Source organism: Plectonema cf. radiosum LEGE 06105 (assembly GCF_015207665.1).
GTDB classification, from domain to species: domain Bacteria; phylum Cyanobacteriota; class Cyanobacteriia; order Cyanobacteriales; family Nostocaceae; genus Rivularia; species Rivularia radiosa_A.
This window is the reverse complement of the sequence record NZ_JADEWL010000058.1, coordinates 13,613-39,866: the sequence shown is the minus strand read 5'-3', so window position 1 is coordinate 39,866 and position 26,254 is coordinate 13,613. Positions and strand designations below refer to the sequence as shown.

The window sequence follows — 26,254 nt, the reverse complement described above, 5'->3', positions numbered from 1 at the left end:
ATCCCCCCCCGTACTCCCTGCTGATGGTTGAAAATGGATTTTTTTGCACCCGTTATAGGACAAAATCAAGCTGTAGAATTACTCAAACAAGCTGTTGCCAAAAATAGAATTGCACCAGCATATTTATTTGTAGGTTCTTCTGGGGTGGGACGAAGTTTAACTGCACAATGTTTTTTAGAATTGCTGTTTACTCAAAATCATCAAGATAGCATGATTATTAAAAGTAAAATAGCAAAAAGAAACCATCCTGATTTACTTTGGGTACAGCCAAGTTACCAATATCAAGGAAAGTTATTAACTGCATCCGTTGCCGCTGAAAAAGGATTAAAACGCAAAGCACCGCCAATCATTCGCTTAGAACAAATTCGCGAAATTACTAATTTTTTGAGTCGTCCACCTTTAGAAGCATCTCGAAATGTAGTAGTCTTAGAACAAGCCGAAACAATGGCAGAATCCGCTGCAAATGCTTTACTCAAAACTTTAGAAGAACCAGGGAAAGCAACCTTAATTTTAATTGCACCAACACCCGATTCTCTTTTAACAACTTTAGTTTCTAGATGTCAAAAAATTCCTTTTTATTGTTTAGATACAGCCTCAATGTCTCAAGTTTTAACATTATCAGGAAACGGCGAAATATTAAATCATCCCACAGTCTTAAACCTTGCAGCAGGTAGTCCAGGAAAAGCTATTGAAGCTTACGAACAAATGCAAAATATTCCCCTCGATTTATTAAATTCCTGTACTCAAGTACCTAAAAATTATCGTTCTGCATTAGAATTAGCCAAACAAGTTGACAAGGCTTTAGATAACGAAGCACAGTTATGGTTAGTTGATTATTTACAACAGATATATTGGCAAAACTTACGACAACCAGATATTATTCAACAACTTGAAAAGACTCGTAAATCCTTACTATGTTATGCACAACCTCGTTTAGTATGGGAATGTATGTTTTTATTTTTAGTTGATAGAACGACATTAATATAAGCGTTAAATTTTATTTATACAACGCTCCAGTTATCTAAATTTAATCCTACAATACGCTGATAATGACGGCTATTATTAGTAACTAAAATTAAATTCTCTGTCAAAGCAACACTAGCAATAAGTAAATCAAAATCTGCAACAGGTTTTCCTGCTTGACGAAGTTGAGCTTTTAATTGACCAAACTTTTTGAGGGTGTCATTACTCAAATCTAAGACAGCAAGAGATTGAATAAAAGTTTCAGCAGCTATTAAATTTTTTTCGATTTTACTGGAGTTATATGCACCGAAATAGAGTTCTGAAGCAGTAATTACACAAATAGCGATCTCCGTCCAATCTACTTTGTTTACTCTATTTTTAACTGTAGTTTTACCTTTTAACCAATAGATACAAATATCAGTATCAAGTAAATATTTCATAATGCAAATTATGTTAATGTTAAATTGCTATTACGATTATCATAGATTTCCTTGATAATTTCCTCATCGGTTCGTTCGTCTTCCCAAGCACCAAACGTTTCTGCGGCATATTGAGATTTATTTTGCCCAGTAGCTATCATCTCTTGTTGAATAGTTCTTTTAGTGATCGCTTTAATAATTTCTTCTAGTTGCGCTCTAGTCAAGTTACCAATTGTTTGTTCTGAATATGGTTGATTTGTCATGATTTTATACTGGTTTTTATTAAAACTACATTATATGAAACAAGAACATCATCACTATCTTTATATCTTACCAATATCTTTGTCTTGCCACTACTCCCTCATCCTCTAATTACAATTTTCAAAACCAACCTACTTAACAGCAAACAATTTGCTTATATTTAGAAATAGAGTGAAAATATCAGGTGATGAGTATGAGAATCAAGGATAGATTTTTTGGCAAGTTAAAAAAACAACCAGATGACAACGATAATCCACCGACTACAGATATCCAACTATCACCCGCAATTGAAACTTCCTCTGAAGCAAACAAGGGATTTTTTCAGCAAATCTGGAATAAGTTCCGCAAACACTCCCATTCCGAGCAAAAAACTTCACCAGATATGGAATTAACGATGAAAGAGGTAGAAACTACAACTAATAAACAAAGTGATAAAAAAAATAGATTGCAATCGATTATACAAAAAATTTGGCGAAATGATGACGATGTTCCTGCCGAATCACCAACTCAAACTTCTATTGAAGAAGTTAAACCGCACATTAACGAAGAAACACAAACAACAAATCCAAATAAATTAAAAAAGCTTTTTAATCAATTAACTAAAAAAGAAGAAGACGAAATTCAAACAGTAGAAGCTATTGAACAAGTCGATAAAAAGTTAGAAACTGCTAGCAATAGCAATAAAATCAAAAACATATTTCATCAACTGGTAAAATCTGCCAATCCCCAAGATATTCAGAAAATAGCAGCAAAATTACCATCGATGAATCGAGGTCAAATTAAGGAAATTTGGCCGAAAATTCAATCATTATTCCAAATGGCTGTAGATCCAAAAGTCGCTTGGAAATCAAAAGCATTAGCAATTGGTTCGTTACTTTATCTGATTTCGCCTTTCGATGCAATTCCTGATATAATTCCTTTCGTTGGACTCGCCGATGATGCAGCAGTAATTATTTCCGTTGTTTCAACTTTAGCTTTTGAGTTAAGTAAATATGCTAAACAATCAGCGAGTAAAGGAATTGAAGTTGCAGAACAATTAGCCGATATAGAAGTACGGAAATATAACCGCATTGTCAAAATTACTTTGACTGGTAGTATTATCGCTGCTATTTTGGCGATCGCCGTAAAAATTATCCTCAAACATATCTAATGGAGAATTACTTTAATTTATACAGCATCTTCCGGTTAGCACTTTTTGGAACTACTGTTTACGGAAGCATCCAACTAATAACAAATCTGCTGCGATATAAACCCTATTACGACAAAATTCCCAAACCTATAAAGGTTTTTTTGTTTGCGAAAGGAGGGGCTTTATTTGAAAGAAAATTTAAACAGCATCAACAGGATTTTGTTGTAAATGGCTTACTTTTAGCTGTTCTGATCATTTTGAATGTAATATTATTATTCGTTTAAACTTCTGTTCTTTGACAAAGCAGGGCATCCCATAATTCTGCTTTTTCCCGGCGATTATTTGTAAAAAAAAACCTTACTAGACAAGGCAGTGCGTTGCGGTGAATCAGTTGATGGGGTCGGTTTCCGTCCCATCAAACTGATGAACCCGAAGGGAGGCTCCCTCCGTTGTAGCAACTGCCGCGCAGAGAACACAGAGGAAGGAGATTTGATAGAGATGAAGCGTACCAGAGCGGCAAAAAAAAGAGTAGTAATCTAATTATCTAAAATTTAAAACTAGAAATTTTATGGTATATATAAAACACTGCATCTCTACCAGTAAACCGTAGATTAGTTAGAAAGGATGTTTGAACAGTGGGCATATTAGTTGAAAATGTGTGCAAGCAGTTTGATAGTTTCAAAGCCGTGGATAATGTCAGCTTGGAAATCAAAAGCGGTTCATTAGTGGCTTTGTTAGGTCCTTCGGGTTCGGGAAAGTCTACTTTATTGCGACTAATTGCGGGTTTGGAAATGCCAGATAGCGGTAAAATCTGGTTAACTGGTAAAGATGCCACATATCAAAGCGTACAAGAGCGAAATATCGGGTTTGTGTTTCAACATTATGCTTTGTTTAAGCATATGACGGTACGAAAAAATATTGCTTTTGGGTTAGAAATTAGTAAAGCACCAAAGGCAAAAATTAAAGCACGAGTCGAGCAGTTGTTAGATTTAGTCCAATTAAGTGGACTCGGAGACAGGTATCCATCCCAACTTTCTGGGGGACAAAGACAAAGGGTTGCATTAGCAAGAGCTTTAGCGGTGGAACCAAAAGTTTTATTGTTAGACGAACCCTTTGGAGCGCTGGATGCAAAAGTACGTAAAGATTTACGCGCTTGGTTACGACGATTGCATGATGAAGTTCATGTTACCACGGTATTTGTGACTCACGACCAAGAAGAAGCTATGGAAGTCTCCGATCAAGTTGTGGTAATGAATAAAGGTCAGGTAGAACAAATTGGTACACCAGCACAAATTTACGACCATCCCGCTACAGCGTTTGTGATGAGTTTTATTGGTCCTGTGAATATTTTACCAAGTACTTCGGGAATATTTCAAAGCAATGGGTTCGATTCCCCACAATCAGAAATGTTTTTGCGTCCCCAAGATGTAATTATTGAGACTTCCCCCAACGGAACCACAGTTCCGGCTAGAGTCAGTAGATTAATACATTTGGGTTGGGAAATTCAAGCAGAGTTAACTTTAGATGATGGACAAGTCGTAACAGCCCATTTAACACGAGATCGATTTGATGAATTACATTTAGAACCCCAGCAAAAGGTGTATGTAAAACCCAAAGATGCAAAATCTTTTCCGCTTTATTATTCGATTTAATCTTATTTTCAGGGAACAGGGAACAGAAACGGCAAAAAACCCGACTTCTCACCCCACCATAAATTACTCCCCCGAACCGCTTGTAGAGTGCGGCTCATCTCTTTTTACCTCTTTCAAGAAGCGTACTCTGCGTCTCTGCGGTTTTTTTAATCAGTAATCTTCTGCCGGGAAGAGAGTAATTTTAAACTTTAGTATTACTATAAATTACTGGCGGCAGCATTGCTAAAATATTAATACTCAAATCAGGAAACTGCAAAGGCGAAATACTCTCACCTTCCCCTAATATCACTTCACTTTGATAACCATTTTCCGAAGCTTCTCTAAATACATGAAGTTGACGATTAATTACATCTAAAACCCAATAATCAGCAATACCTGCTGCTGCGTAAGCCTTCCCTTTTATTTCACAATCTTTTTTAAAAGTAGTATCCGCAACTTCGATAACTAAATAAACCTCATCAGGTGTAGGATGATGGTCAGCGTAATCTAATTGGTCAATTTTGACAACAGCAATATCAGGCTCTGGTTCTGAATAATTATCTAACTGTATTGGATCTTGAATTGATACCCAAGCCCGATTTTTTAACAGATTTTTGAGTAAATAGTCTGTTCTTCCTACAGCAGAACGATGGGCTGTTCCTATCGCACTCATCCAAATTATTTTCCCTTCTAAAAGCTCAACTCGTTCGTCTTCATCAAAAATACCAGCTTCTGCCATCTTATGGTATTCTTCGACTGTCCATAAACGAAGTTCTATTGTAGTTTCTCTGCTTTGCATGGCTGTGTACGCTGTCTCTACAATTATCTATTGTAGGCAATTGAAACTGTTCTAAATTGCAATTAACAATTACCAATGCCCTATTCCCAATTCCCAAATTAACTCAACTGCGCTACAATTTGATTTTCTAATAACGTTTCACCACTCAATAAATCTTCAACTGTAATTCTTAAAAATCGTTGTTCGTCAACTTCTAAAAAAACTTTTACTCTATCACTTCCTGGAAATCCAGGCGGTGTAAGTTGAGCAATGTTTCTCGCTCCATCGCTATCATTGAGAGCTTTTACTACAGTTGTGCTAGTTTCTACACGACGAGTGATTAAGCGATCGCCATCAAAATAAACTTCGGTTCCACCACTTTGGGTTCCTAATTCTCCGATAATTAATTCTATACTAGGTTGATTTTCTAAGGAAGCACCCAAATATAATTCTACTGGCTTATTCATCGGATAAGGCTGCCCTTCTTTAATGATAGGATGCCAATTGTGGCAATTTTGGCGACGATTCCAATAGCGAATCCCGTAGCTGTGATACAGAAAATCCTTGACTTCTACACCGCTGGCTAATTGTAATGCTCCGTGAGCAATAGCTTCAAAAGCCTGTTGACTACGAATTTTGTCAGCATCAAAGTAATTTTTAATCCATTTCTGCACCGCTGGGATTTGGGAAGTACCCCCGACTAACAATACTGCATTAATATCCGCAATTTCGATTCCTTGACGACGAGCTTGCTGCAATAACTGTGATATTAAATCATCAAGCATTACAAAAAATGAATGTTTTTGCAAAATATTTTCAAATGTATCGCGGTTTAATTCCAACTCATAACTTTCAAATGTTTCATCATTAAAATAAACTTCACTAGCTTGATTTTGGGTAGAAAGCTGGATTTTCAACTTTTCCGCAAGTCTCGTTGTCAAAGGACTAATCGCTAAATCTTGAGTTTTGGCGAAATAATCAGTTAACCAATTATCAATATCTGTACCACCCAGGTTTTGACCAACTTTTGCAAGTACGCGGGCAGTTTTGACCTTTTGTTTGGAGTTTTCAGCTAAGGACTTATTGCCAAATTTCAGCAAAAATCCCAAAGGCTTCTTACTTTCTTGCTGTACGCTTTTATCCAAACGTACCAAAGATAAATCTAAAGTTCCCCCACCAAAATCAACTACTAATAATAAATCTTCTCCAGTTAAACCATAACCTAAAGCCGCCGCTGTCGGTTCATCCAACATCCGCACCTGTTCTATAGACAGCGGTTCACAAACCTTTCCCAACCAGTGACGATAAGCTTCAAAGCTATCCACCGGAACAGTTAACACTAGAGAATCTAAACCACCTTCAACAGAGGATAATTGCTTGATAATTCTTTGTAAAAACCATTCACCGACTTGTTCAAAAGTAATATTACATCCATCCAATTCCGGTAAAAAACCTTGAATATCCGCACCAATTCCCCGTTTAAAGCTGCGAAAAAACCGCGAATCACCTTTAATATCAACACCGCGATCGCGAACTTGTTGTCCAATTAAAACTTGAGCAATTGATGCATCTTCCACATACAGCAAACTAGGAATCAACGGTGGATTCAAACCTTGTTGAATAGATAATTCTGGTATTTTTAAAGTTTCTGGCTGTTGAGTTACCGGGTTCCAACGAGCAATTACAGTATTACTAGTGCCAAAATCGATCGCTATTGCCATTTTGTTACAGGTCAAAGGTTAAAGGATAAAGGTTAAAGGTATAATTTGTAATTAAGTCCTAACTCCCAACTCCTAACTCCTAACTTTCCACCAATTACGTAAATGGTCGATTGCTTCTTCCTTACGCTTGGCTTCGACTTCTATCCAAGGTGCTTGACGATAACAAGCAGGCATATCGGTAATTAAATCGCTATGCTTTCTATCGTTGAAAGCTTGTTGTCCGTTAGAAATATGAACTAACTGCCAATCTGGATTATCCCAAGTTTCTCTTGCAGCATAAAACATTTCGGTAACACTTTGATCATCATAATTATCAAGTTTTTCATGACAAATGTGATGATGAGCATCAAAAACCAAAGGAATTTTAGCATTTTGACAAACTTCTAAAATTTCTTTGGCACTATAAGCATTTTCATCATTTTCTAAAGTCAAACGGCTTTTGATATTTTCCGGTAGCTGTGAAATTACTTCCACTAATTGTTTCCCACGTCCAGATTTCCCACCGTGAATGTTCATCAAAGACCAAGATGAACAAGGTAAACCCAACATATCCATTGTACGAGCGTGACGTTGCAGAATTTTGATGCTGTTTTCTACAACCTGTGGGTTTTCGGAACTCAACACTACAAACTGATCTGGATGCAACACCATTCTCATACCCAATTTTGCCGCTCTACATCCAATTTTGGCTAAATCCCCGCTCATTTCCTCTAATAAATTCTCCCCTATTCCGTCTTCCATATCACACAGAGGAAATAAATTAGAAGTCATTCGATAAAGTTTAATCGAATGGCGATCGCAAAAAGTTAATGCAGTATTCAGCCGTTGTAAATTATCCCTGTAAATCAACTTGAGGGCAATTTTGCGCTCTTTTTCGTCAAACTTGAGATAGTGAGTGCGTGTCATTGTCCGAAAACGCACCTCTTGAGAAGCAGTGATACAAACCAGCCCCAACTCCGGCAAATTCCTTTGATGATTCAATTGTGCTGATGTTGAATTCTTAAGCTGGATTGCGGTCATTTTCTAATTAATATAATCAAATTTCATAACTAGTTCTATTGAACTACTTTACCTCTGTAATCAAAACTACCTGAAGACATAAACATCCTAATTCTAAAGACAGTTATATTTTTAATCCCCGATCAATAAAATTCTTTTAAGAAAATTAAAGTTTTATAAATCACTTGGTCAAAATTGGCACAAAACTACTGAAGCGACTTGCTTATAATCAAAATTGATCAACTCAGTTTGTATTATGCATTAAATGCAATCTGTCAAGCCATAGAAATATTTATTAATATAAAGTCACAGAGTTAAGAATCGTAAAGATGTATGGAGAGATTGGTATTTACTCCTTGCTATTTTTTTACAAAATAGGAAATTATGAATAAGCAGAAATCGCTAAAAACGAAAGGATTGATTGAAAATCTCAAAAATGGGGTTTGGTTGGTTGGCGTATCATGTTGGTTATTTGGGATTACAGATAGAAGTATTGCTTCATTATCAGATGGTTATCTATCGGCACTAGATTTGGTGCAATTGTTTACCGCAGTAACATTTTTTATTGCATGGCTATTTCTCAAGCCATCATCGACAAAGCTGAAGAGTGAAAATATTGAAGGTTAAAGCAACTTAGGGAAAAAAGTATTTGTGATATGTTAAGGTTCTTCTCCAATCGGGGGCTTGGGGGAGAATCCCCCAATCGATTGGTGATGACTGATTAATTGAACCGGATGATTTTATCGGGTTCTAAGGGGTAAATTGAATAATTAGGCATCATCGAGGGCTGCAATTCCGGGTAAAATCTTACCTTCAAGCAATTCCAAACTAGCACCACCTCCGGTAGAAATATGGCTCATTTGGTCAGCTAAGCCAACTTTTTCCACGGCTGCAACAGAGTCACCACCACCGATAATGGTAGTAGCGCCTTGCTTGCTGAGATTTGCTAATGCGCGAGCTACAGCTTCAGTTCCAACCGCGAATTTATCGAATTCAAACACACCCATCGGACCATTCCAAATAACTGATTTACAGTCTGCAAGAGCTTCTTGGAACGTTTTAATGGAATCAGCACCGATATCTAAACCCATCCAACCATCGGGGATATTATCGATACTGACAGTTTGGGAATTAGCATCAGGTGCAAAATTATCTGCTACAACGACATCTGTAGGCAACAAAAATTCGACACCTTTTTCTTTGGCTTTTGCTTCCAACGTTTTTGCTAATTCGATCTTGTCTTCTTCAACTAAAGACTTACCAACATTTAAACCACGGGCTTTGTAGAATGTAAAAATCATTCCACCACCGATGATTAATTTGTCGCATTTATCGAGTAGAGTTTCAATCACACCGATTTTGCTAGAAACCTTAGAACCACCGATAATTGCTGCTAAAGGAGGTCGGGGATTTTCGATGGCGTTTTGTAAATACTCTAATTCCTTCTCAATTAAATATCCAGCAATAGAAGGACTCAAATAATGAGTGACACCTTCAGTAGAAGCATGAGCGCGGTGTGCAGTACCAAAAGCATCATTTACATACAAATCAGCATTTGCAGCTAATTTTTTGGCAAATTCGGGGTCATTATCCTCTTCCTCACTGTGGAAGCGGACGTTTTCTAATAATAGTACGCCTCCGTTTTGTAATCCCCCGACTTTGTTTGTCACCTCATCACCAATACAGTCATCGCACTTGATAACTTCTTTACCCAACAACTCAGAAAGACGTTTTGCGACAGGAGTTAACCGTAGTTTATCTTTAACCTCACCCTTTGGTCTGCCAAAATGGCTAGTTAGAATCACCTTGGCTTCCTTGCTAATCAAATCTTGAATTGTGGGGAGAGCAGCGCGGATACGGGTATCATCCGTAATATTGCCTGCATCATCCAAAGGAACGTTAAAATCAACTCGTACCAAAGCACGTTTACCTTGCAAATCACTTTTAGACAAATTTGCTAAAGTTTTTTTGGACATAATTAAACTCTCCCGATCGCCTTTTTGTTAATGTGATTGAAAATAGGACTATCAAGATTTTACAGAGTTACGGGTCAGAGGTGAAATATGTTTAAAACAGTTCTTTTTTCAGTAGATCAAAGTCGGGAAGCACGAGAAGCAGCAGAGGTAGTTGCCTCTATTGTGCAAAAGTACCAAAGCAACCTGATATTGCTGAGCGTAGTCGAAGAAACTACCCCCGAAGAATCCCCCCAGGATGATGCGATGAAGTCAGTAAAAAAGGTTGAGCAATTACTCAAAGATGCTCAAGCATTCTTTTCTGCTCAAGGCATAGAAGCCAAAATTTTAGATAAAATTGGTAAACCAGCCTTTGTCATTTGCGATGTTGCCGATGAAATGAAAGTGAATTTGATCATCATGGGCTGTCGCGGATTGGGATTAACCGATGAAGGTTCCCACGATAGCGTTACCAATCGCGTGATTAATCTGTCTCCTTGTCCGGTGTTGATTGTACCTTAACAAATATCGGAGTTAAGATTTGTGAAATCCTTTTGATGCAATTTCAGTTTTTTAAGCTGAATTACTTAATGATTATTAATAACCGGAATTAATTTTTAACACAATTAATTAATAATTAATCCACGGTTTTCTCATGTAAAGATTTTTTCATATCGAGAGAACTATTTAATTCTGATGAACCATTTTCCGGAATCGATATTTGGATAGTTCTCAGTAACAAGTAATTTAGAATTGTCCGAATCAGAATAATTGCAGCTAATCGTCCAATATCCTCCCAATTGGGGGTTATGGTAGTTCTGAGAATAGAACCACCAATTAAAAAGTTTAATCCCAAGGAAAAGGAATAACCCATCTGCAAGCGGCTTTCCTGAAAGGTTTTAGCAGAAGCTGAAAAAGATAAAGCATTCCGCAAAAAGATAATTAAACCTTTGAGAAGACCAATAGAAATCACGAATAAGGCTAATAATTGACAAATATGTATTGCAATAGTACTGAGATTTTTGACTAAAAGTTCCATATAGGGAATTGGTAATGGGTAATTGGTAATGGGTAATGGGTAATTGGTAATTGGTAATTGGTAATGGGTAATTGGTAATTGGTAATTGGTAATGGGTAATTAAATCCGTGAAATCAGTGCAATCCTTTTCAATCCGTGGTCAGTTTTTCAAATAATTCTGCTAACACGACATTAGAGAATAAAAATCCATCGGGATCATGTAATCGTAATCTTCCATCGATCAATTGCACCCAACCTCGATCGCAATAAGGTTGTAATACTTGTAAAATTTGTGCAGTTTTATCTTCACCAAATTGTTCTGTTAATACTTGCAAATTCACTCCTTCAGCTAAACGTAATCCCAACATTAAGGTTTCTAATAAAACTTCATGGGGCGTTGTAACTTGGCAATCGATTATACTTCCACCATTTACCCAAGCATAATATTCTTTGGTTTTGCGGGGACGAGTAAAGCGTTTCCCCATAACATTACTCGCTGCACCCATTCCAAAACCGTAATAAGAATTATTTTCCCAATAAACTCGATTGTGACGACATTGATATCCTGGTTTAGCGTAGTTAGAAATTTCATAATGTTCATAACCTGCTGACGTTAAAATGTCTTGTGCCATCCGGTACATTTTTACTGTTGTTTCATCCGTGGGTAAAGGGCGATCCCCCGGTTTGTAGTAACGTCCGAAAGCAGTACCAGGCTCGATTGTCAGGTCATATATAGATATGTGTGTAGGTGCAATTTTAACTGATGCAAATAATGATTCTTCCCATATATCTAAGGTCTGATGCGGTAAACCAGAAATTAGGTCTATGCTAAAGTTAATTACACCAGCTTGATAAATTACATCAACAGCAGTAAAGATATCCGAAACGGTGTGATAGCGTCCGGCATATTGCAATAATTTTTCTTGAAAAGCTTGTAGCCCTAAACTGAAGCGATTTACACCTGCATTTATATATCCTTGTAAATGAGATGAGTCAAAAGTACCTGGATCAATTTCCATTGAGATTTCAGCCGAACTGTCAATACCAAACTTCCCATCTAAAACTTCTAATATTTTTTGTAATTGTTGGGTAGAAAGTAACGAAGGAGTACCACCACCAAAAAAAATTGTTTCTAAAGGTTTATTAAGTTTACTATCCGTAGGGGTTTTAGCAATTTCTTGACATAAAACTTCAACATATTGAAAAATTGAGCCGGATGTTTCACCCCTGATGGTGTTTCCTACCACATATATGGGAAAATCACAGTAAAAGCAGCGTCGTCTGCAAAAAGGAATGTGTATGTAGGCAGCATTAGGGAATCGAGAACTCACTGAACTAATAAGTTTATGGGGCATTATGAAAAACAGTTTAACTTAGATTACAAATTAATAATAAATAGTAAAAAATCATGAAAAATTTACATTTTTGTCCGATTTTATAACAAAAATACCATAATAAAGAAGCTGAAAATATTTGGTTATAATAATTGCAGACCCTTTATCCCAAACAATCACGGATAACTGCAAATATTTTTAAGATTTTTAACCCGGTTATATAAAAAATTACTTGATCTAATCAGGTAATGCAGTTGCAGGAAAACAATACAATCATGTTTGACGCTATTATTATTTTCTCATTCGTCTTAGCAGCAACGGGGATAGGTTATTACAGCACCGATTTATTACCCCACGGGACATTAGACAGTGTAACTAATCTAGAAGCTTTACGCTTCGTTGTTGCAGCTTTTGCAGCCATCATTGGTGGTGCTGTTGGACTCCGAGTCCAAACCGGATATCGTCGCTTGGAATCACAAGTCCGAGAATTACCCCTGGAAGTTATTTTGACACGTTCAATTGGTTTAGTAATTGGATTGTTGGTAGCTAACTTAATGTTGGCTCCTCTATTCTTACTACCAATTCCCGATGATTTTAGCTTTATCAAGCCATTAGTCGCTGTTATGGGTAGTATAACTTTGGCGTATAGTGGCATGAATTTAGCAGATACCCATGGACGCGGTTTATTAAGATTAATTAATCCTAATACATTAGAAACGATGGTAGCAGAAGGAACTTTAAAACCTGCTTCTACTAAAGTTTTAGATACTAGCTGCATTATTGATGGTCGCATTGAAACGCTCCTAGAAACCGGCTTTCTGGAAGGACAACTTCTCGTACCGCAATTTATTTTATTAGAGTTACAACAAGTAGCTGATGCTAGTAAAGATCAAAAGCGGGTAAGAGGAAGACGGGGGTTAGAAATTCTTAACCGAATTCAAACGGCTTATCCCGAACGTATTGTAATTAATTCAGTTGATTATGATGATATTTCGACAGTAGACGCGAAGTTAGTCAAATTTACTCAAGAAATCAACGCGACTCTCTTAACTAACGATTACAATTTATCAAAAGTTGCTAGCGTACAGAAAGTATCTGTTTTAAATGTAAATGATTTGGTAAATGCAGTACGACCGAATTATTTACCGGGTGATAATATCGATTTGAAAATACTCAAAGAAGGTAAAGAACCCAGTCAAGGTATCGGCTATTTAGACGACGGTACGATGGTAGTGGTTGAAGAAGGGAGTCCTTTTGTTGGTGGTGAAGTGCGAGTTGTAGTTACCAGTTCATTGCAGACTTCAGCCGGTAGAATGATTTTTGCAAAACCCCAAGCTTCTGCATTTGCGTAAGTTTTTGGAGTATGTCTAAATCCAGTAAAACTAATGCAATCGATGCGGTTTAATTAACTGCATCGATTATTTTTGTGTTAAAAATCAGCTTGAGAAGTCGGGTTTTTATAAAAGTTTGTCCGGTATGATATAGCAAATTTCAGTTGAGTCCAATACACTAAAACCTCACCCCCTTCCCCTCTCCTTAATAAGGCAGAGGGGTGCCCAGAGGGCGAGGTGAGGTCAAATTTGTATTGCACCCAAGTGAAAACCGCCATAGATACTAAAACCTCACCCCCTTCCCCTCTCCTTAATAAGGCAGAGGGGTGCCCAGAGGGCGAGGTGAGGTCAAATTTGTATTGCACCCAAGTGAAAACCGCCATAGATAATTATGGCAAACCCGACTGATGATTATTGTTAATTGATAACCGTTCACTGATAACTGATAACTGATAACTGATAAAAGTCCAATACACTAAAACCTCACCCCCTTCCCCTCTCCTTAATAAGGCAGAGGGGTGCCCAGAGGGCGAGGTGAGGTCAAATTTGTATTGCACCCAAGTGAAAACCGCCATAGATAATTATGGCAAACCCGACTGATGATTATTGTTAATTGATAACCGTTCACTGATAACTGATAACTGATAACTGATAAAAGTCCAATACACTAAAACCTCACCCCCTTCCCCTCTCCTTAATAAGGCAGAGGGGTGCCCAGAGGGCGAGGTGAGGTCAAATTTGTATTGCACCCAAGTGAAAACCGCCATAGATAATTATGGCAAACCCGACTGATGATTATTGTTAATTGATAACCGTTCACTGATAACTGATAACTGATAAATGTCACGTTCCTTACGTAATAAACTTTGCTCCCTATGTGGTAAATCTTCATTTATATTGTACAGAGTAAAGTATTATGAAAATGGCGATTGGGTTTTTGTATGTCCCCAATGTTGGGAAAAAGTTAGTCAAAATAATCCATTTTACGTTTATGGTGGAACTTGGAAAGCAAAGAAAAAGTAATATTAAAAAGTCAGTAGAACGAAAGTGATGAAAAAAAAATCTGCGTTCCTCTGCGCTTATTTTTGCGTTCCTCTGCGTTCAAAATATATAATTTCGATGCTAACGGATTTGATATTAATTATGAATAATAACGAGTTTGATATTCCAAAAAAATTGAAATCCCTTTCTCAAAATTTAGTATGGATGAGCGAATCAGATTATCCTTTTGATGTTTTTATATGGTCTAATCAAGAATTAAAAGAATTTAATACCCATAATTTACTAGAAAAAACGAATCATTCCTTAAAAGCTCCTGTCAAAATACTACAGATAGATAATTTTTTTCAGTCAGCTACAACTGAAAAAGACTGGTACGACGATGAGGAAAGAGAAACAGCAAAAAAATATCAAACTCTTTTAGAAACTTTAAAGCAAAATTTAGACCATATCCAAGTTTACAAAATAGGTGAAGTTGAAATCGATGTTTACATCGTTGGTCAACTAAAATCAGGAGATTGGGTCGGTTTGTCAACAAAAACTGTCGAAACTTAATAATTAGTTGATGATGGATGAGGGATAGTTGATAGTTGAATATCACAGAAATTGGGTTTTTAAGGTAAATATCTGTACTAACAGACAATGATTATAAAAACCCGACTTCTAACCCTACCGAACATTACTGCGATCAACTCGACTTTCAATTACCTGCTGAACCGATTCTGGAACTCGGTCGAGGAAATTGTAACCTGTTTTTGCTTCGAGTTGATCAACTGAGAGTAGATATTTTTTCCAATCATTACCTGTATTTTTACGATTGGTAATATTTACAGCAATAACTCTAGTATTTTCAGATATCGTTCCTATATCTTGTCCCGGTTGATCCAAAACCACAATCACTTTCCAAGTTGATGCGGGTGCAGTCACTTGCTTAGTTCTACCAATTTTTTTAGAACTTCCATCAACACCAGCAATAATATAAAGTTCTTTACCTTGTTTTACCAAATACCGACAGTATTCTTCTAGTTCTCGCCAGGCACCCCGGTTGTTCTCAGGAGTTTGCGGAACAATGTTAGTCATTAAGAAAGTAGCTAAATTATCTTCTACATTGGCTGTTCTATCAGCAGAAGCAACCATATGACCTCGGTCATAGCCGCTACCAGTATAATCGTTAGGTTTTACGCGATACCAGTTTTCTGGTAGAGAATCATCGGGACGAAAATCATCTTGACGTTGAATATTACCCAACCAACTTTGATTTAGTTGCCAAGCGACCCAATTTGGTGTACCTCTTTCCCGATTGTATGATAAAGCGTATTGGGGTTTTATGATGAGATAATTATCAGGATTTTCTCCTGCATTACTGGGATTACCCATTGTTAAATGAGGACTAACTGGTTGTGTTAACAGCAGTTGACAACCAGCAATTAGAATTGATACGAATACGGGAATAACAAAAAATAGTTTTCCTTTCACAGATCACTTGAGGAGGAGAGTTAGGAGTTAGGGGTTAGGAGTTAGGAGTTAGGAGTTAGGGGTTAGGAGTTAGGAGTAGCTCTGTCAACTGTCAACTGTGTAAATAAATCAAGAATCTTGTAATGTAGTTTTAGAAACGATTCTGGTTTTTTTACGGTCTGCTTCTGATAGTTCTTCTCCAGATTGTAAGCGGGTAGCATTCGTTTGTAAAACTGTTGCTGCACTATTATCTCCCATTTGCAAAGCTGTTTTGGCTGCGGTTTGCAACATGGTGGCTGCACCAGCGCGATCGCCTTGTTGTAGTTTGGCTTCTGCAAGCTGGGTTTGCCGATACTTGGCTAATGCTAAAATATGGGGTTGAACTTTGGGATTGACTACAGGTTGGTATGATTGAACTACATGAGTTTCTACAGGGATAGTTTCCGAAAGTAACCCTGTCATATTACTTGCTGGGTCATCGTAACGAACCTGTAATTGAGCAATAGTATGGGTACCTTCGGGTAACTGTCCTAAATAAATATTTGCTAAAACTGTTCTTTGACTATCCTTCATTAAGTCACCCAAACGCACGCTAAAACGTCCGTCTGCTTCCTGTTGTACTGGTAATTCAATAGTATCAGGAAATACTTGGGCAACTGGTTTAAGTTCTGCTAATCGTATTTTGGGCATGAGAGAAAATAGTAGATAAGCATTGGTTAAACCGACGGTTTGAATACGGCTAAAAAGCTGATTAAACTTATTTTCGGCTTCCTCTGGTTGTTCGATATGGGACAAACTACCACCACCAGCATCAGCAATTTGTTCGAGAACATCTTGGTTCCAATTATCGCCAAATCCTAGAGAATTCAGGGTTAGACTGTAATCTACAGCCAATTGAGCGAATTTGAGACAGCGATTATTGTCACCGTGTTCGTTTTCACCATCAGTTAATAAAAAAGCTTGAGAAATTGTTTCCTTTTTACCCTTTGCTAATTCCTCAATTCCCAAACGCAAACCTTCATCAATGGAAGTTCCACCATCAGCACTGAGACGATTTATTTTTTGTTTGATACCTTCTCTATCTTCAATTACCTGATTGGGAACCAGTACCTTAGCCCGATGATCGAAAACTATAATACTAAGGCGATCGCCATTTTTGAGTCGATCAACAATACGGTTTGCGGCTTTTTTGACAGTTTCCAGGGGACGACCGTTCATGGAACCGCTATGGTCTAGAATCAAACATAAGTTGAGGGGAACGTTGCGATCGAAGTTTTCTACCTGAGCAGTCAGAGAAACTGCCAACTGACGTTGAGAGCTTGATTGGTTTGCATCTAGATTGCGATCATTTAGTTCGGGCAACAAGCTAACTTTCATATTGGTTGCGGTTCCTTTCACGGAATATACATTATATATAAACAACTCCAGAATGCAGTTGATTCCAAAAAGGAAAACTCCTGCATGAGTTCAATATCTTAAATGATATTCATAATCTTACTTACTTAAAAATTAAATTAAGAGCAATTTGTACAGTTGGTTGATATTTGATTTTTTTGATGCAATCAATTGTATTCCTGCTAACTTTAAGGTGAGTTAGATGTTCACGAATTCGATTGCTGCTTAAATCATCAGGAAACTGTAGTGGGGTTAGGAGTTGGGTTTTTACCAGAATTGTCTGTTATTACAGAGATTTATCCTAAAAACCCGACTTCTGTGATAGTTGTCGAATTGACAATTATGTATCGCTTTGAGTTTTCGCCGATAATCTAATATTTACCTCAGACAAATTACAAATTATAGAAAAGAAAATAAAAAGCGAGAAATCCACACCTCCACAGTCCCTTGCATCGCGTTAATATGTACTACAGTTAACAGCATTATTCAGGCAACAGTTGAAAAATGGAAAATTCCCCCATCAAGGCTGTGCAAGCGCCTTATTACGGCGGAGATAGCTTTACTCGCACACCACCGCCGGATTTACCTTCTTTACTATTGAAAGAACGCATCGTGTATCTTGGGATGCCTCTGGTGCCTGCGGTTACGGAACTTATCATTGCCGAACTGCTTTATTTACAGTCAGATGACCCAGAAAAACCGATTAAAATTTATATCAATTCTACTGGTACTTCTAGTTACGGTGGCGACCCCGTTGGCTTTGAAACTGAAGCTTTTGCTATCTACGATACGATTAAATATATTAAGCCTCCCATTCACACCATTTGTATTGGTTCGGCAATGGGAATGGCTGCAATGCTCTTAAGTGCTGGTTCTAAAGGTTGTCGCGCTAGCTTACCTCACTCTACGATTATTCTGCATCAGCCAAAAAGCTATGCCCAAGGTCAAGCAACGGATATTCAAATCCGAGCTAAAGAAGTTTTGGCAAATAAGCGGACAATGTTAGATATTCTTTCTCGTAATACCGGGCAAACTACTGAAAGAATTGAGAAGGATATGGACCGCTTATTTTACCTGACACCTCAAGCTGCTGTGGAATACGGCTTGATTGACCGGGTGTTTGAAAAAGAAGAACTTGCCCATCCCGTAGCCGCTAGCATCCTTTAATAATAGGTTTGCATATCGTAATCGGACTAATTACTCACCGAAACAATTTTAGATTTTAGATCAAAGGATTTTGGATTGAATTATTCACGGTTTCAAACAATTCAGTTTTAATTATGGCTCCGCATAAATGTAAATGTAAAATCCAAAATCTAAAATCCAAAATTGATTGCTCATTCCCAGTAAATTATAAAACGGAGTTATAGAATTATGCCTATTGGCGTGCCAAAAGTTCCCTACCGGATGCCGGGGGAACAATATACACAGTGGATTGATATTTACAATCGTCTTTACCGCGAACGGATTATTTTTCTGCCGCGAGATATTGATGACGAACTCGCTAACCAAATTGTAGCGGTGATGCTATACCTTGATTCGGATGACCCAGGTAAAGATATTTATTTATACATCAATTCACCTGGTGGAATGGTCACTTCTGGATTGATGATTTTTGACACAATGCAGCACATCAAGTCGGATGTGGTGACAATTTGTGTGGGTTTAGCTGCTTCAATGGGTTCGTTCTTGCTTGCTGGTGGAACCAAAGGTAAGCGATTGGCTTTACCTCATTCGCGGATTATGATTCACCAACCTTCCGGGGGCGCTCGCGGACAAGCAACCGACATTGAAATTGAAGCCAGGGAAATTCTGCGGATTCGTCATCAGCTAAACGGCATTTATGCTAAGAATACTGGTAAATCAATCGAAAAAATTGAAAAAGACATGGATCGTGACTTTTTCATGTCCGCCGAAGAAGCCAAAGAATATGGTTTGATTGACAAAGTAATTGAAGAGCGACCTGTTTAGTGGAATGGGTAATAGGTAATAGGTAATGGGTAATGGGTAATGGGGGTAGACATAATTCTTAAGTTTTAATTGAGCCCTAATTTTTAACTCTTCTCAATTCATAAGTACTTACTTCTTACCTTTATCTGGAAGGTATCCCAATTACCAATTACCAATTACCAATTACCATTCCCCATCAAGATGTACGTTATGAACTTTAAATTGGAACTTTAGTCTTTATCATTAGTAGCTTCAGCTTATTGCTGTAAACATACTATAATCAATCACTTACTTTAATGATTAGGTAAGTTGAATCACTGTTAAAAGTGCGCTCCGGATAGCTCGAAATGGATCTTTTAGATTGCTACCGTTTACTGGGTTTAAGATCGGGAGCTTCTTTTCCCGACATCAAATCGTCTTACCGCCGACTGGCGCAGCAATATCATCCGGATATTAATCCCAATGATGAAAGGGCTAAGGAAAAGTTTATTGCCTTAACTGAGGCATACAAATTGTTATTGCAATGTATACCGCCCCAAGAACAAAGTTCCTATCAAAAAACCTCGCCAGCTGTTGAAACGCTACAAAAAAAATCAGATCGGGTGAAGGAGACACCGCAGCACAGTTCGCATTCACAACCATTGCGATCGCCATCCCAACAGCCGAAACCAAAACCCCCCCAAATTGAAGAAATTGAGCGACGTTTGAAGTGGAAAACCTACGAACAGCTACAGCAGTTTTTGAAGGAAAGACGTTTCCCGCAAGCTATTGCGCTCGCGGAAGCTTTGGTGGAACGTTTGCCTAATGATGCTGAAGTACGACAATGGTTAGCCATATCATATCAACTTTGGGGAAGGGCGTTAATTGCGGAAAAACAGTTGCTTAAGGCAAGAATTTACCTGAAAAAAGCTTTGAAGACCGACCCTAAGAATAAGTCTTTGATTAACGAGGTACAGCGCGATTTTATGAAGTTAGAGCAGGTTTTTTGAGACTTGTTTAATAGTTATAGGACAAAGATTTCCCGACATACGGAAACTTCTATTCAAAGACACATAAAAGTGCAAGCGAAAAGAAGTCCTTTTGACGGAGATTGGGGTTGGCGACAACCTCGTTGAGTTTAATCAAATCTTGCACCAGTTTCAACAACAGTTTCCGGCTCTTGTTCTGGTTCCCCGGCTGACTCCGGGAACTAGGTATTCTTCCCCGCTCCCTACTCCCTATTCCCTGCAAAAACGCGCAAAATGTGCTAAAATTGTACCAAATAATGGCGATTATTCAAGCATCATTTGGAATAATTTGGCTTTTTTTCGATTTTAAGCCCTAAAATTTGCGATTTTTGGAGTTTTTTCGGTTATGACAACCTCTCAGGAGCGGATAATCCCGACGGATCTGCGAAACGAGATGTCCAGGTCTTATCTGGAATATGCGATGAGCGTGATTGTCGGTCGCGCTTTGCCAGATGCCAGGGATGGTCTGAAGCCTGTGCATCGTCGCATTCTTTACGCTATGCACGAGTTGGGGTTGACGGCAGACCGCCCTTTCCGTAAGTGCGCCCGTGTTGTGGGGGAGGTGTTGGGTAAGTACCACCCCCACGGTGATACGGCTGTTTACGATGCTTTGGTGCGGATGGCGCAAAGTTTTTCGATGAGGTCGCCTTTAATTTCGGGGCATGGTAATTTCGGAAGTGTTGATAACGACCCTCCGGCGGCTATGCGTTACACTGAATGCCGCCTACAATCTTTAACTACTGACGCTCTACTGCAAGATATCGAATCGGAAACTGTCGATTTTGCCGATAACTTCGACGGTTCACAACAGGAACCTACGGTTTTACCAGCAAGGCTACCGCAGTTACTATTAAATGGTTCTTCTGGGATTGCGGTGGGGATGGCGACTAATATCCCGCCTCATAATTTGGGAGAATTGATCGACGGATTAGTATCCCTAATTCATAATCCGGAAATTACCGATCTTGAATTAAATAAATATATTCAAGGCCCCGATTTCCCGACGGGTGCTGAAATCCTCGGTACTTCAGGGATTAAGGAAGCTTACACTACCGGGCGCGGTTCGATTACCATGCGCGGAGTAGCGAGTATTGAGACTCTTCAACAGCGGGGAAGACAGGAAAAAGAAGCAATCATTATCACCGAGTTGCCTTATCAAACTAATAAAGCGGCATTAATTGAAAAAATTGCCGAGTTAGTTAACGATAAACGCATTGACGGGATTTCTGATATCCGGGATGAGAGCGATCGCGATGGGATGCGAGTTGTTATAGAACTCAAGCGCGATGCTTATCCCCGCGTGGTTTTAAATAATTTATACAAGTTAACGCCACTGCAAGCGAATTTTGGTGCAAATATGCTTGCGTTAGTAAATGGAGAACCCATTTTACTAACATTGAAGCGGTTTTTGCAGGTTTTCTTAGATTTCCGCATTGAGTCGATTACCAGACGCACACGCTATGAGTTGCGGAAAGCGGAAGAAAGAGACCATATTTTACAAGGTTTGTTAATCGCGCAGTCCCATTTAGACCAGATTATTGCCTTGATTCGTCATGCTGCGGATGCACCGACGGCGAAGGGAGAATTAATTAGTAACTATGGATTATCGGAAGCGCAAGCCGACGCAATCTTACAAATGCAGTTACGCCGTTTGACAGCTTTGGAAGCTGATAAAATTCGTTTAGAACACGATTCTTTACAGGCTCAAATAACTGATTTACAAGATATTCTGGCTCGCAGAGAACGAATATTAGAAATTATTGAAACCGAAGTTAAGCAATTAAGAGAAAAACACGCTACACCCCGCCGCACGGTAATTACCCACAAGGAAGGGGATTTAGATGATATAGACTTAATTGCCAATGAAAAAGCGATAATTTTACTGACTCAGCAAGGTTATATCAAACGGATGCCGGTTAATACCTTTGAAGCGCAAAGCCGTGCTACCAGAGGTAAAGCCGCAGCTAAAGTTAAAGATGATGACAACATTGAGCATTTCTTAACTTGTTGCGACCATGATAGTATTTTATTCTTCAGCGAACGTGGTGTAGTTTATTGCTTGAGGGCTTATCAATTACCCTTGGGTTCCCGCACCAGTAGGGGTACACCCATAGTACAAATGCTACCGATTCCTAGAGAAGAAAAAATTACCTCGATTGTACCCGTCAGCGAATTTAGCCAAGATGAATATTTGGTAATGCTCACTAAGGGTGGCTATATCAAGAAAACTGCCTTAGCTGCCTTTAGTCATATTCGAGCCAACGGTTTGATTGCCATTTCCTTAGAAGAAGGGGATGAATTGCGCTGGGTACGTCGTGCGAAAGCAGAAGATAGTGTAATTATCGGTTCTCGCATGGGTATGGCGATTCATTTCCGCTGCACTCACTCACAATTACGTCCTTTGGGTAGAGCGACTCGTGGAGTAAAAGCCATGAAGTTGCGTAAAGGTGGCGACGAATTGGTAGGAATGGATGTTCTTCCAGCAGATATTCTGAATAACATCGCACCAGCAATAGAAGCTGAAACCGAAGCCATTGAAGTTGAAGCAACCGAAATTGAAGCAATTGAAACCGAAACAACTGAAATCGAAGATGCAGATAATCCTGAAGCTGTAGAAATTGCGGATAATAGTAATTCCGGGCTTTGGGTATTAGTTATTACTACGGGAGGATATGGAAAACGGGTACCAGTAGCCCAATTCCGCTTGCAAAATCGCGCCGGACAAGGTTTAATGGCAACCAAGTTCAAAAACCGTAAAACTCAAGACCATTTAGCAACTTTACGCATTGTTAGTGAAGAAAATGAAATTATGATGGTCACGAGTCGCGGTATCATTATCCGGCAGGCAGTAAATGCCATTTCCATCCAATCACGTTCTGCTACTGGAGTAAGGGTACAGCGTCTTGATGATGAAGATTTTATTAACGGAGTTGCAGTAGTTCCCGCTGATAATAGTGAAGAATCAGAAGAATTATCTGATGGAGATGCTGTAGAAGTGACCGATACAATTGTTATAGAACCAGCAGATCATGTTGTAGAAACGGAAGAATAAATCAAATTTTGGTAATGTATTAACCATTAATGTAGAGACGCAAGGGTATCGCGTCTCTACAACTGTTTTGATATGTAATTAATTATGAAATCTAATATTTTTACCAAATTCATAACTCGCAACTCAAAACCAATAATTGCTTTAACAAGTGGGATTGTAATGGGGTTAACCGTCGCTCCTGTGGGTGCTTGGTTTTTAGCATGGTTTGCTTTGATTCCCCTATGGATAATAGTCGTAACCCCAAAACATAAAACTCTCTCTCCCTCTCTCTTATGGGGTTTGGGTTATCACGGAACCGCTTTGTATTGGATTACGGGACTTCATCCTTTGACTTGGTTGGGTGTTCCGTGGTTGGGAAGCATCGCCATAGCTTTATTTGCTTGGTTGTTTATCTCCTTTTGGGGAGGTTTATTAGTTATACTTTGGTCTAAATTACTCAGGATATTTTCAACTCAAAATAGTTTGATTCGCGTTCTGATTGGTACAGCTATTTGGTGTGCTTTAGAAAGAGTTTGGAGTGCCGGACCTTTGTGGTGGAGTTCGCTTTCTTACACACAATCACCGCATAATTTAGTAATTTTACATTTGGGTCAAATTTCCGGACCAACAGCGGTAACGGCGGTAATAGTTGCGGTTAATGGGTTGTTAGCAGAAGCTTTAATTGCTCGCTTTTCCGTTGTAGATTATGGTAAAAAAAATAAAATACCAGTATTAGAAGAAACTAAAAGTCAAAATATCAAAAGTTTTCAGCAATTGGGAATAATTGCGATCGCGCTATTTATCTTTTCTCATTTAATCGGTTTTGGCTTGTATTCTCGTCCCCTTTCCCAACCGTCGGCAACTGCTTTAAAAGTAGGAATTGTTCAGGGAAATATTCCCAATCGAATCAAATTTAAATCCCAAGGGAACCAGCGCATCATCAAAAATTATACCGAGGGTTACTTGGATTTAGTTGATCGAGGTGTAGAAGCAGTTTTAACTCCAGAAGGTGCGTTACCTTTTTTTGAAGATGAGATTATTCAAAGTCCGTTGATTACAGCAGTGCGAGAAAAAGGCGTTTTAGCTTGGGTTGGAGGTTATAAACGTCAGGGAAAAGGTAGATATACCAATAGTTTATTTACTTTTACAGGTGAAGGTGAAATTTATAGCCATTACGATAAAGAAAAACTGGTACCTTTAGGAGAATACATTCCTTTTGAAAATATTTTAGGCGGTATTATTAATCGATTATCTCCCATAACCGCAAGACAAATACCAGGAAAATCAAACCAGATTGTGGAAACACCTTTTGGTAGAGCTATCGTTGGGATTTGTTACGGATCAGCCTTTGCGGAACAATTTCGTAATCAAACCCAGAAGGGTGGAGAGTTTATTCTCACAGCTTCTAATAACGACCCTTATAGTGCAGCAATGCAATTTCAGCATCATGCTCAGGATACCATGCGAGCCATTGAAAATGATAGATGGGCAGCAAGAGCTACTAATACAGGATATTCAGCATTTGTCAATCCCCACGGGAGAACATTGTGGATATCGGGACATAATACTTACGAAACCCACGCAGAAACTATTTATCGACGAAAAACCCAAACTTTATATGTACGTTGGGGTGATTGGTTATGTTGGGTTTTATTAGGATTGGGTATGGGAAATTGGGCATGGGGTATAGGATATCACATTCTTATGCAAAAACTTTGATCTAAACTTGTTCCTTGACCATATGAATTCGTAATTCGTAATTAATTCGGTTTCAAGCCCCTAACTTTAGTTAAGTGGGTATGCCTTCATTATTTGTGTCCTAAGCGTTTACGAAGTGAGATATTACCTGGTTGGAAAATTATTGCCTCCTATGCTTATACCGATGCAGAAGTCACCAAAGATAACGCTACTCCCATTGGCAATCAATTAGACAATGTACCATTTAATCAAGCTAGCCTTTGGACAACCGATGAAATTCAGAAAGGTAATTTAAGAGGCTTAGGGTTTGGCTTAGGACTGTTTTATATCGGCGAAAGACAGGGCGATCTCGCAAATTCCTTTGAACTACCCAGTCACTTACGTACCGACGCGGCGATTTATTACCGTAGAGATGGTTTTAAAGCGGCTGTTAACATTCGCAACCTGTTTGATATAGACTATAGCAGCTATTCCTTTGGTAGAACCTTCATTCAGAGGGGTGCGCCACTTACCATTACTGGTTCTATTGGTTGGACATTTTAATTGTTTGGCACTCAAGTTAGGCACTCAGTTAGTAGGTTGGGTTAGACGCACGAAGAAATATCATTTTCACGAAAAATTGAATTTGCGTCGTAACCCAACATATTTTGTGTGAATAAAAGATTAGGGATATATTAGATATCTCCGGAAAACATTTATATGGTTTCAAATTTACGCAAATACCTAACCCCCCTACCCTCTTCCCTACGTTCGCGCAAGCGTGTCCCTAGCTTGTAGGTTGGGTGAAAGCTTTGCGGAACCGAACAAAACTGACTAAGCACACCAATAAACTTTCAACCACCCTAAATTAAAGTAAGTATTCTACCCTTGTGAGTGGAACAGCTCCCGTACGATCGCCATTATTATTAAAGCCAGAAAAGGGCGATCGCCCCATGGAGGCATTATTTATTTAGGGAAGAAGCGATACCTTCAGTAAGCTCTCAAGCACATCTTACTCAGGGACTTTCACGAAAGCCGCAATTTCATCTCCCAACCGAACAAAATCTTTAGGATTGAGCGTAACAAGATAATCCACACCAACCTTCAAAGCAGCCTGAGCGATTACTACGTCAAACATACCACCACCAGCCAGCTTGAGAACTGCCATTCGCGCGATCGCCCTCTTTTATTCCCTCTTCCTTAA

General features: G+C 38.6%; 25 protein-coding genes. 14 read left to right on the top strand and 11 right to left on the bottom strand.

The window, feature by feature from the left end:
• The first annotated feature begins 33 nt into the window (after positions 1-33).
• Entirely contained in the window at positions 34-987 is a 954-nt protein-coding gene (locus IQ247_RS17390) for a DNA polymerase III subunit delta' (protein WP_193922152.1), read from the top strand.
• 14 nt (positions 988-1,001) lie between these two features.
• Here the strand turns inward: IQ247_RS17390 and IQ247_RS17385 are convergent, their stop codons facing one another.
• Both IQ247_RS17385 and IQ247_RS17380 read right to left on the bottom strand, forming a co-directional pair.
• On the bottom strand, positions 1,002-1,403 hold the full coding sequence (locus tag IQ247_RS17385) for a type II toxin-antitoxin system VapC family toxin (RefSeq protein WP_193922150.1): 402 nt from the start codon (positions 1,401-1,403) through the stop codon (positions 1,002-1,004).
• 8 nt (positions 1,404-1,411) lie between these two features.
• Entirely contained in the window at positions 1,412-1,645 is a 234-nt protein-coding gene (locus IQ247_RS17380) for a hypothetical protein (RefSeq protein WP_193922148.1), read from the bottom strand.
• Between the two features lie 191 nt (positions 1,646-1,836).
• Here IQ247_RS17380 and IQ247_RS17375 point away from each other — a divergent pair, with 191 nt between their 5' ends.
• Positions 1,837-2,793 carry a YkvA family protein gene (locus IQ247_RS17375; RefSeq protein WP_228059825.1) on the top strand — a complete coding sequence of 319 codons (957 nt, stop codon included), beginning with the start codon at positions 1,837-1,839 and terminating at the stop codon, positions 2,791-2,793.
• Positions 2,794-3,407: 614 nt separating this feature from the next.
• On the top strand, positions 3,408-4,424 hold the full coding sequence (locus tag IQ247_RS17370) for a sulfate/molybdate ABC transporter ATP-binding protein (protein ID WP_193922146.1): 1,017 nt from the start codon (positions 3,408-3,410) through the stop codon (positions 4,422-4,424).
• 181 nt (positions 4,425-4,605) lie between these two features.
• Here IQ247_RS17370 and IQ247_RS17365 read toward each other — a convergent pair whose 3' ends face one another.
• The 3 genes from IQ247_RS17365 to uvsE form a co-directional block, all read right to left on the bottom strand.
• Positions 4,606-5,202: a Uma2 family endonuclease gene (locus IQ247_RS17365; RefSeq protein ID WP_193922144.1), complete on the bottom strand. Its 597-nt coding sequence runs from the start codon at positions 5,200-5,202 to the stop codon at positions 4,606-4,608.
• A 98-nt stretch (positions 5,203-5,300) separates the two neighbouring features.
• Positions 5,301-6,902 (bottom strand): Hsp70 family protein, encoded by a 1,602-nt coding sequence (locus IQ247_RS17360; RefSeq protein WP_193922141.1) that lies wholly within the window; start codon positions 6,900-6,902, stop codon positions 5,301-5,303.
• A gap of 72 nt (positions 6,903-6,974) precedes the next feature.
• A complete protein-coding gene (uvsE, locus tag IQ247_RS17355) occupies positions 6,975-7,922 on the bottom strand; it encodes a UV DNA damage repair endonuclease UvsE (protein WP_193922139.1) in 948 nt (315 codons plus the stop codon).
• 363 nt (positions 7,923-8,285) lie between these two features.
• On the opposite strand from uvsE, the gene IQ247_RS17350 reads away from it, so the two are divergent.
• On the top strand, positions 8,286-8,528 hold the full coding sequence (locus IQ247_RS17350) for a hypothetical protein (RefSeq protein WP_193922137.1): 243 nt from the start codon (positions 8,286-8,288) through the stop codon (positions 8,526-8,528).
• A 143-nt stretch (positions 8,529-8,671) separates the two neighbouring features.
• On the opposite strand, the gene IQ247_RS17345 is transcribed toward IQ247_RS17350, so the two are convergent.
• Positions 8,672-9,877 carry a phosphoglycerate kinase gene (locus IQ247_RS17345; RefSeq protein WP_193922135.1) on the bottom strand — a complete coding sequence of 402 codons (1,206 nt, stop codon included), beginning with the start codon at positions 9,875-9,877 and terminating at the stop codon, positions 8,672-8,674.
• An 87-nt stretch (positions 9,878-9,964) separates the two neighbouring features.
• Between IQ247_RS17345 and IQ247_RS17340 the strand changes: the two genes are divergently transcribed.
• Positions 9,965-10,375 (top strand): universal stress protein, encoded by a 411-nt coding sequence (locus tag IQ247_RS17340; RefSeq protein ID WP_193922133.1) that lies wholly within the window; start codon positions 9,965-9,967, stop codon positions 10,373-10,375.
• A 115-nt stretch (positions 10,376-10,490) separates the two neighbouring features.
• Here the strand turns inward: IQ247_RS17340 and IQ247_RS17335 are convergent, their stop codons facing one another.
• A complete protein-coding gene (locus IQ247_RS17335) occupies positions 10,491-10,892 on the bottom strand; it encodes a DUF1622 domain-containing protein (protein WP_193922131.1) in 402 nt (133 codons plus the stop codon).
• Positions 10,893-11,020: 128 nt separating this feature from the next.
• Positions 11,021-12,226, bottom strand: coding sequence for a radical SAM family heme chaperone HemW (gene hemW / locus IQ247_RS17330; RefSeq protein ID WP_193922129.1), 1,206 nt, complete (start codon positions 12,224-12,226; stop codon positions 11,021-11,023).
• Between the two features lie 254 nt (positions 12,227-12,480).
• On the opposite strand from hemW, the gene IQ247_RS17325 reads away from it, so the two are divergent.
• From IQ247_RS17325 to IQ247_RS17315, 3 genes are all read left to right on the top strand, one after another.
• Positions 12,481-13,557 carry a PIN/TRAM domain-containing protein gene (locus IQ247_RS17325; protein ID WP_193922126.1) on the top strand — a complete coding sequence of 359 codons (1,077 nt, stop codon included), beginning with the start codon at positions 12,481-12,483 and terminating at the stop codon, positions 13,555-13,557.
• An 819-nt stretch (positions 13,558-14,376) separates the two neighbouring features.
• Positions 14,377-14,559, top strand: a complete 183-nt coding sequence (locus IQ247_RS17320) for a DUF8622 domain-containing protein (protein ID WP_193922124.1) — start codon at positions 14,377-14,379, stop codon at positions 14,557-14,559.
• Between the two features lie 120 nt (positions 14,560-14,679).
• Entirely contained in the window at positions 14,680-15,090 is a 411-nt protein-coding gene (locus IQ247_RS17315) for a nuclease A inhibitor family protein (RefSeq protein ID WP_193922122.1), read from the top strand.
• Between the two features lie 114 nt (positions 15,091-15,204).
• Here IQ247_RS17315 and IQ247_RS17310 read toward each other — a convergent pair whose 3' ends face one another.
• Both IQ247_RS17310 and IQ247_RS17305 read right to left on the bottom strand, forming a co-directional pair.
• Positions 15,205-16,011: a DNA/RNA non-specific endonuclease gene (locus IQ247_RS17310; protein ID WP_322745519.1), complete on the bottom strand. Its 807-nt coding sequence runs from the start codon at positions 16,009-16,011 to the stop codon at positions 15,205-15,207.
• Positions 16,012-16,119: 108 nt separating this feature from the next.
• Positions 16,120-17,367 carry a vWA domain-containing protein gene (locus IQ247_RS17305; protein ID WP_193922120.1) on the bottom strand — a complete coding sequence of 416 codons (1,248 nt, stop codon included), beginning with the start codon at positions 17,365-17,367 and terminating at the stop codon, positions 16,120-16,122.
• Positions 17,368-17,889: 522 nt separating this feature from the next.
• Here IQ247_RS17305 and IQ247_RS17300 point away from each other — a divergent pair.
• From IQ247_RS17300 to IQ247_RS17275, 6 genes are all read left to right on the top strand, one after another.
• Positions 17,890-18,552 (top strand): ATP-dependent Clp protease proteolytic subunit, encoded by a 663-nt coding sequence (locus IQ247_RS17300; RefSeq protein WP_193922118.1) that lies wholly within the window; start codon positions 17,890-17,892, stop codon positions 18,550-18,552.
• Between the two features lie 207 nt (positions 18,553-18,759).
• Positions 18,760-19,356 carry an ATP-dependent Clp protease proteolytic subunit gene (locus IQ247_RS17295; RefSeq protein WP_193922116.1) on the top strand — a complete coding sequence of 199 codons (597 nt, stop codon included), beginning with the start codon at positions 18,760-18,762 and terminating at the stop codon, positions 19,354-19,356.
• Positions 19,357-19,682: 326 nt separating this feature from the next.
• Positions 19,683-20,324, top strand: coding sequence for a J domain-containing protein (locus tag IQ247_RS17290; RefSeq protein WP_193922114.1), 642 nt, complete (start codon positions 19,683-19,685; stop codon positions 20,322-20,324).
• Positions 20,325-20,688: 364 nt separating this feature from the next.
• Positions 20,689-23,394, top strand: a complete 2,706-nt coding sequence (gene gyrA / locus IQ247_RS17285) for a DNA gyrase subunit A (RefSeq protein ID WP_193922112.1) — start codon at positions 20,689-20,691, stop codon at positions 23,392-23,394.
• A gap of 84 nt (positions 23,395-23,478) precedes the next feature.
• Positions 23,479-25,092, top strand: coding sequence for an apolipoprotein N-acyltransferase (gene lnt, locus IQ247_RS17280; RefSeq protein ID WP_193922110.1), 1,614 nt, complete (start codon positions 23,479-23,481; stop codon positions 25,090-25,092).
• Between the two features lie 93 nt (positions 25,093-25,185).
• Positions 25,186-25,614: a TonB-dependent receptor domain-containing protein gene (locus IQ247_RS17275; protein ID WP_193922108.1), complete on the top strand. Its 429-nt coding sequence runs from the start codon at positions 25,186-25,188 to the stop codon at positions 25,612-25,614.
• A gap of 448 nt (positions 25,615-26,062) precedes the next feature.
• On the opposite strand, the gene IQ247_RS17270 is transcribed toward IQ247_RS17275, so the two are convergent.
• Positions 26,063-26,218 (bottom strand): hypothetical protein, encoded by a 156-nt coding sequence (locus tag IQ247_RS17270; RefSeq protein ID WP_193922106.1) that lies wholly within the window; start codon positions 26,216-26,218, stop codon positions 26,063-26,065.
• Positions 26,219-26,254: the final 36 nt, after the last annotated feature.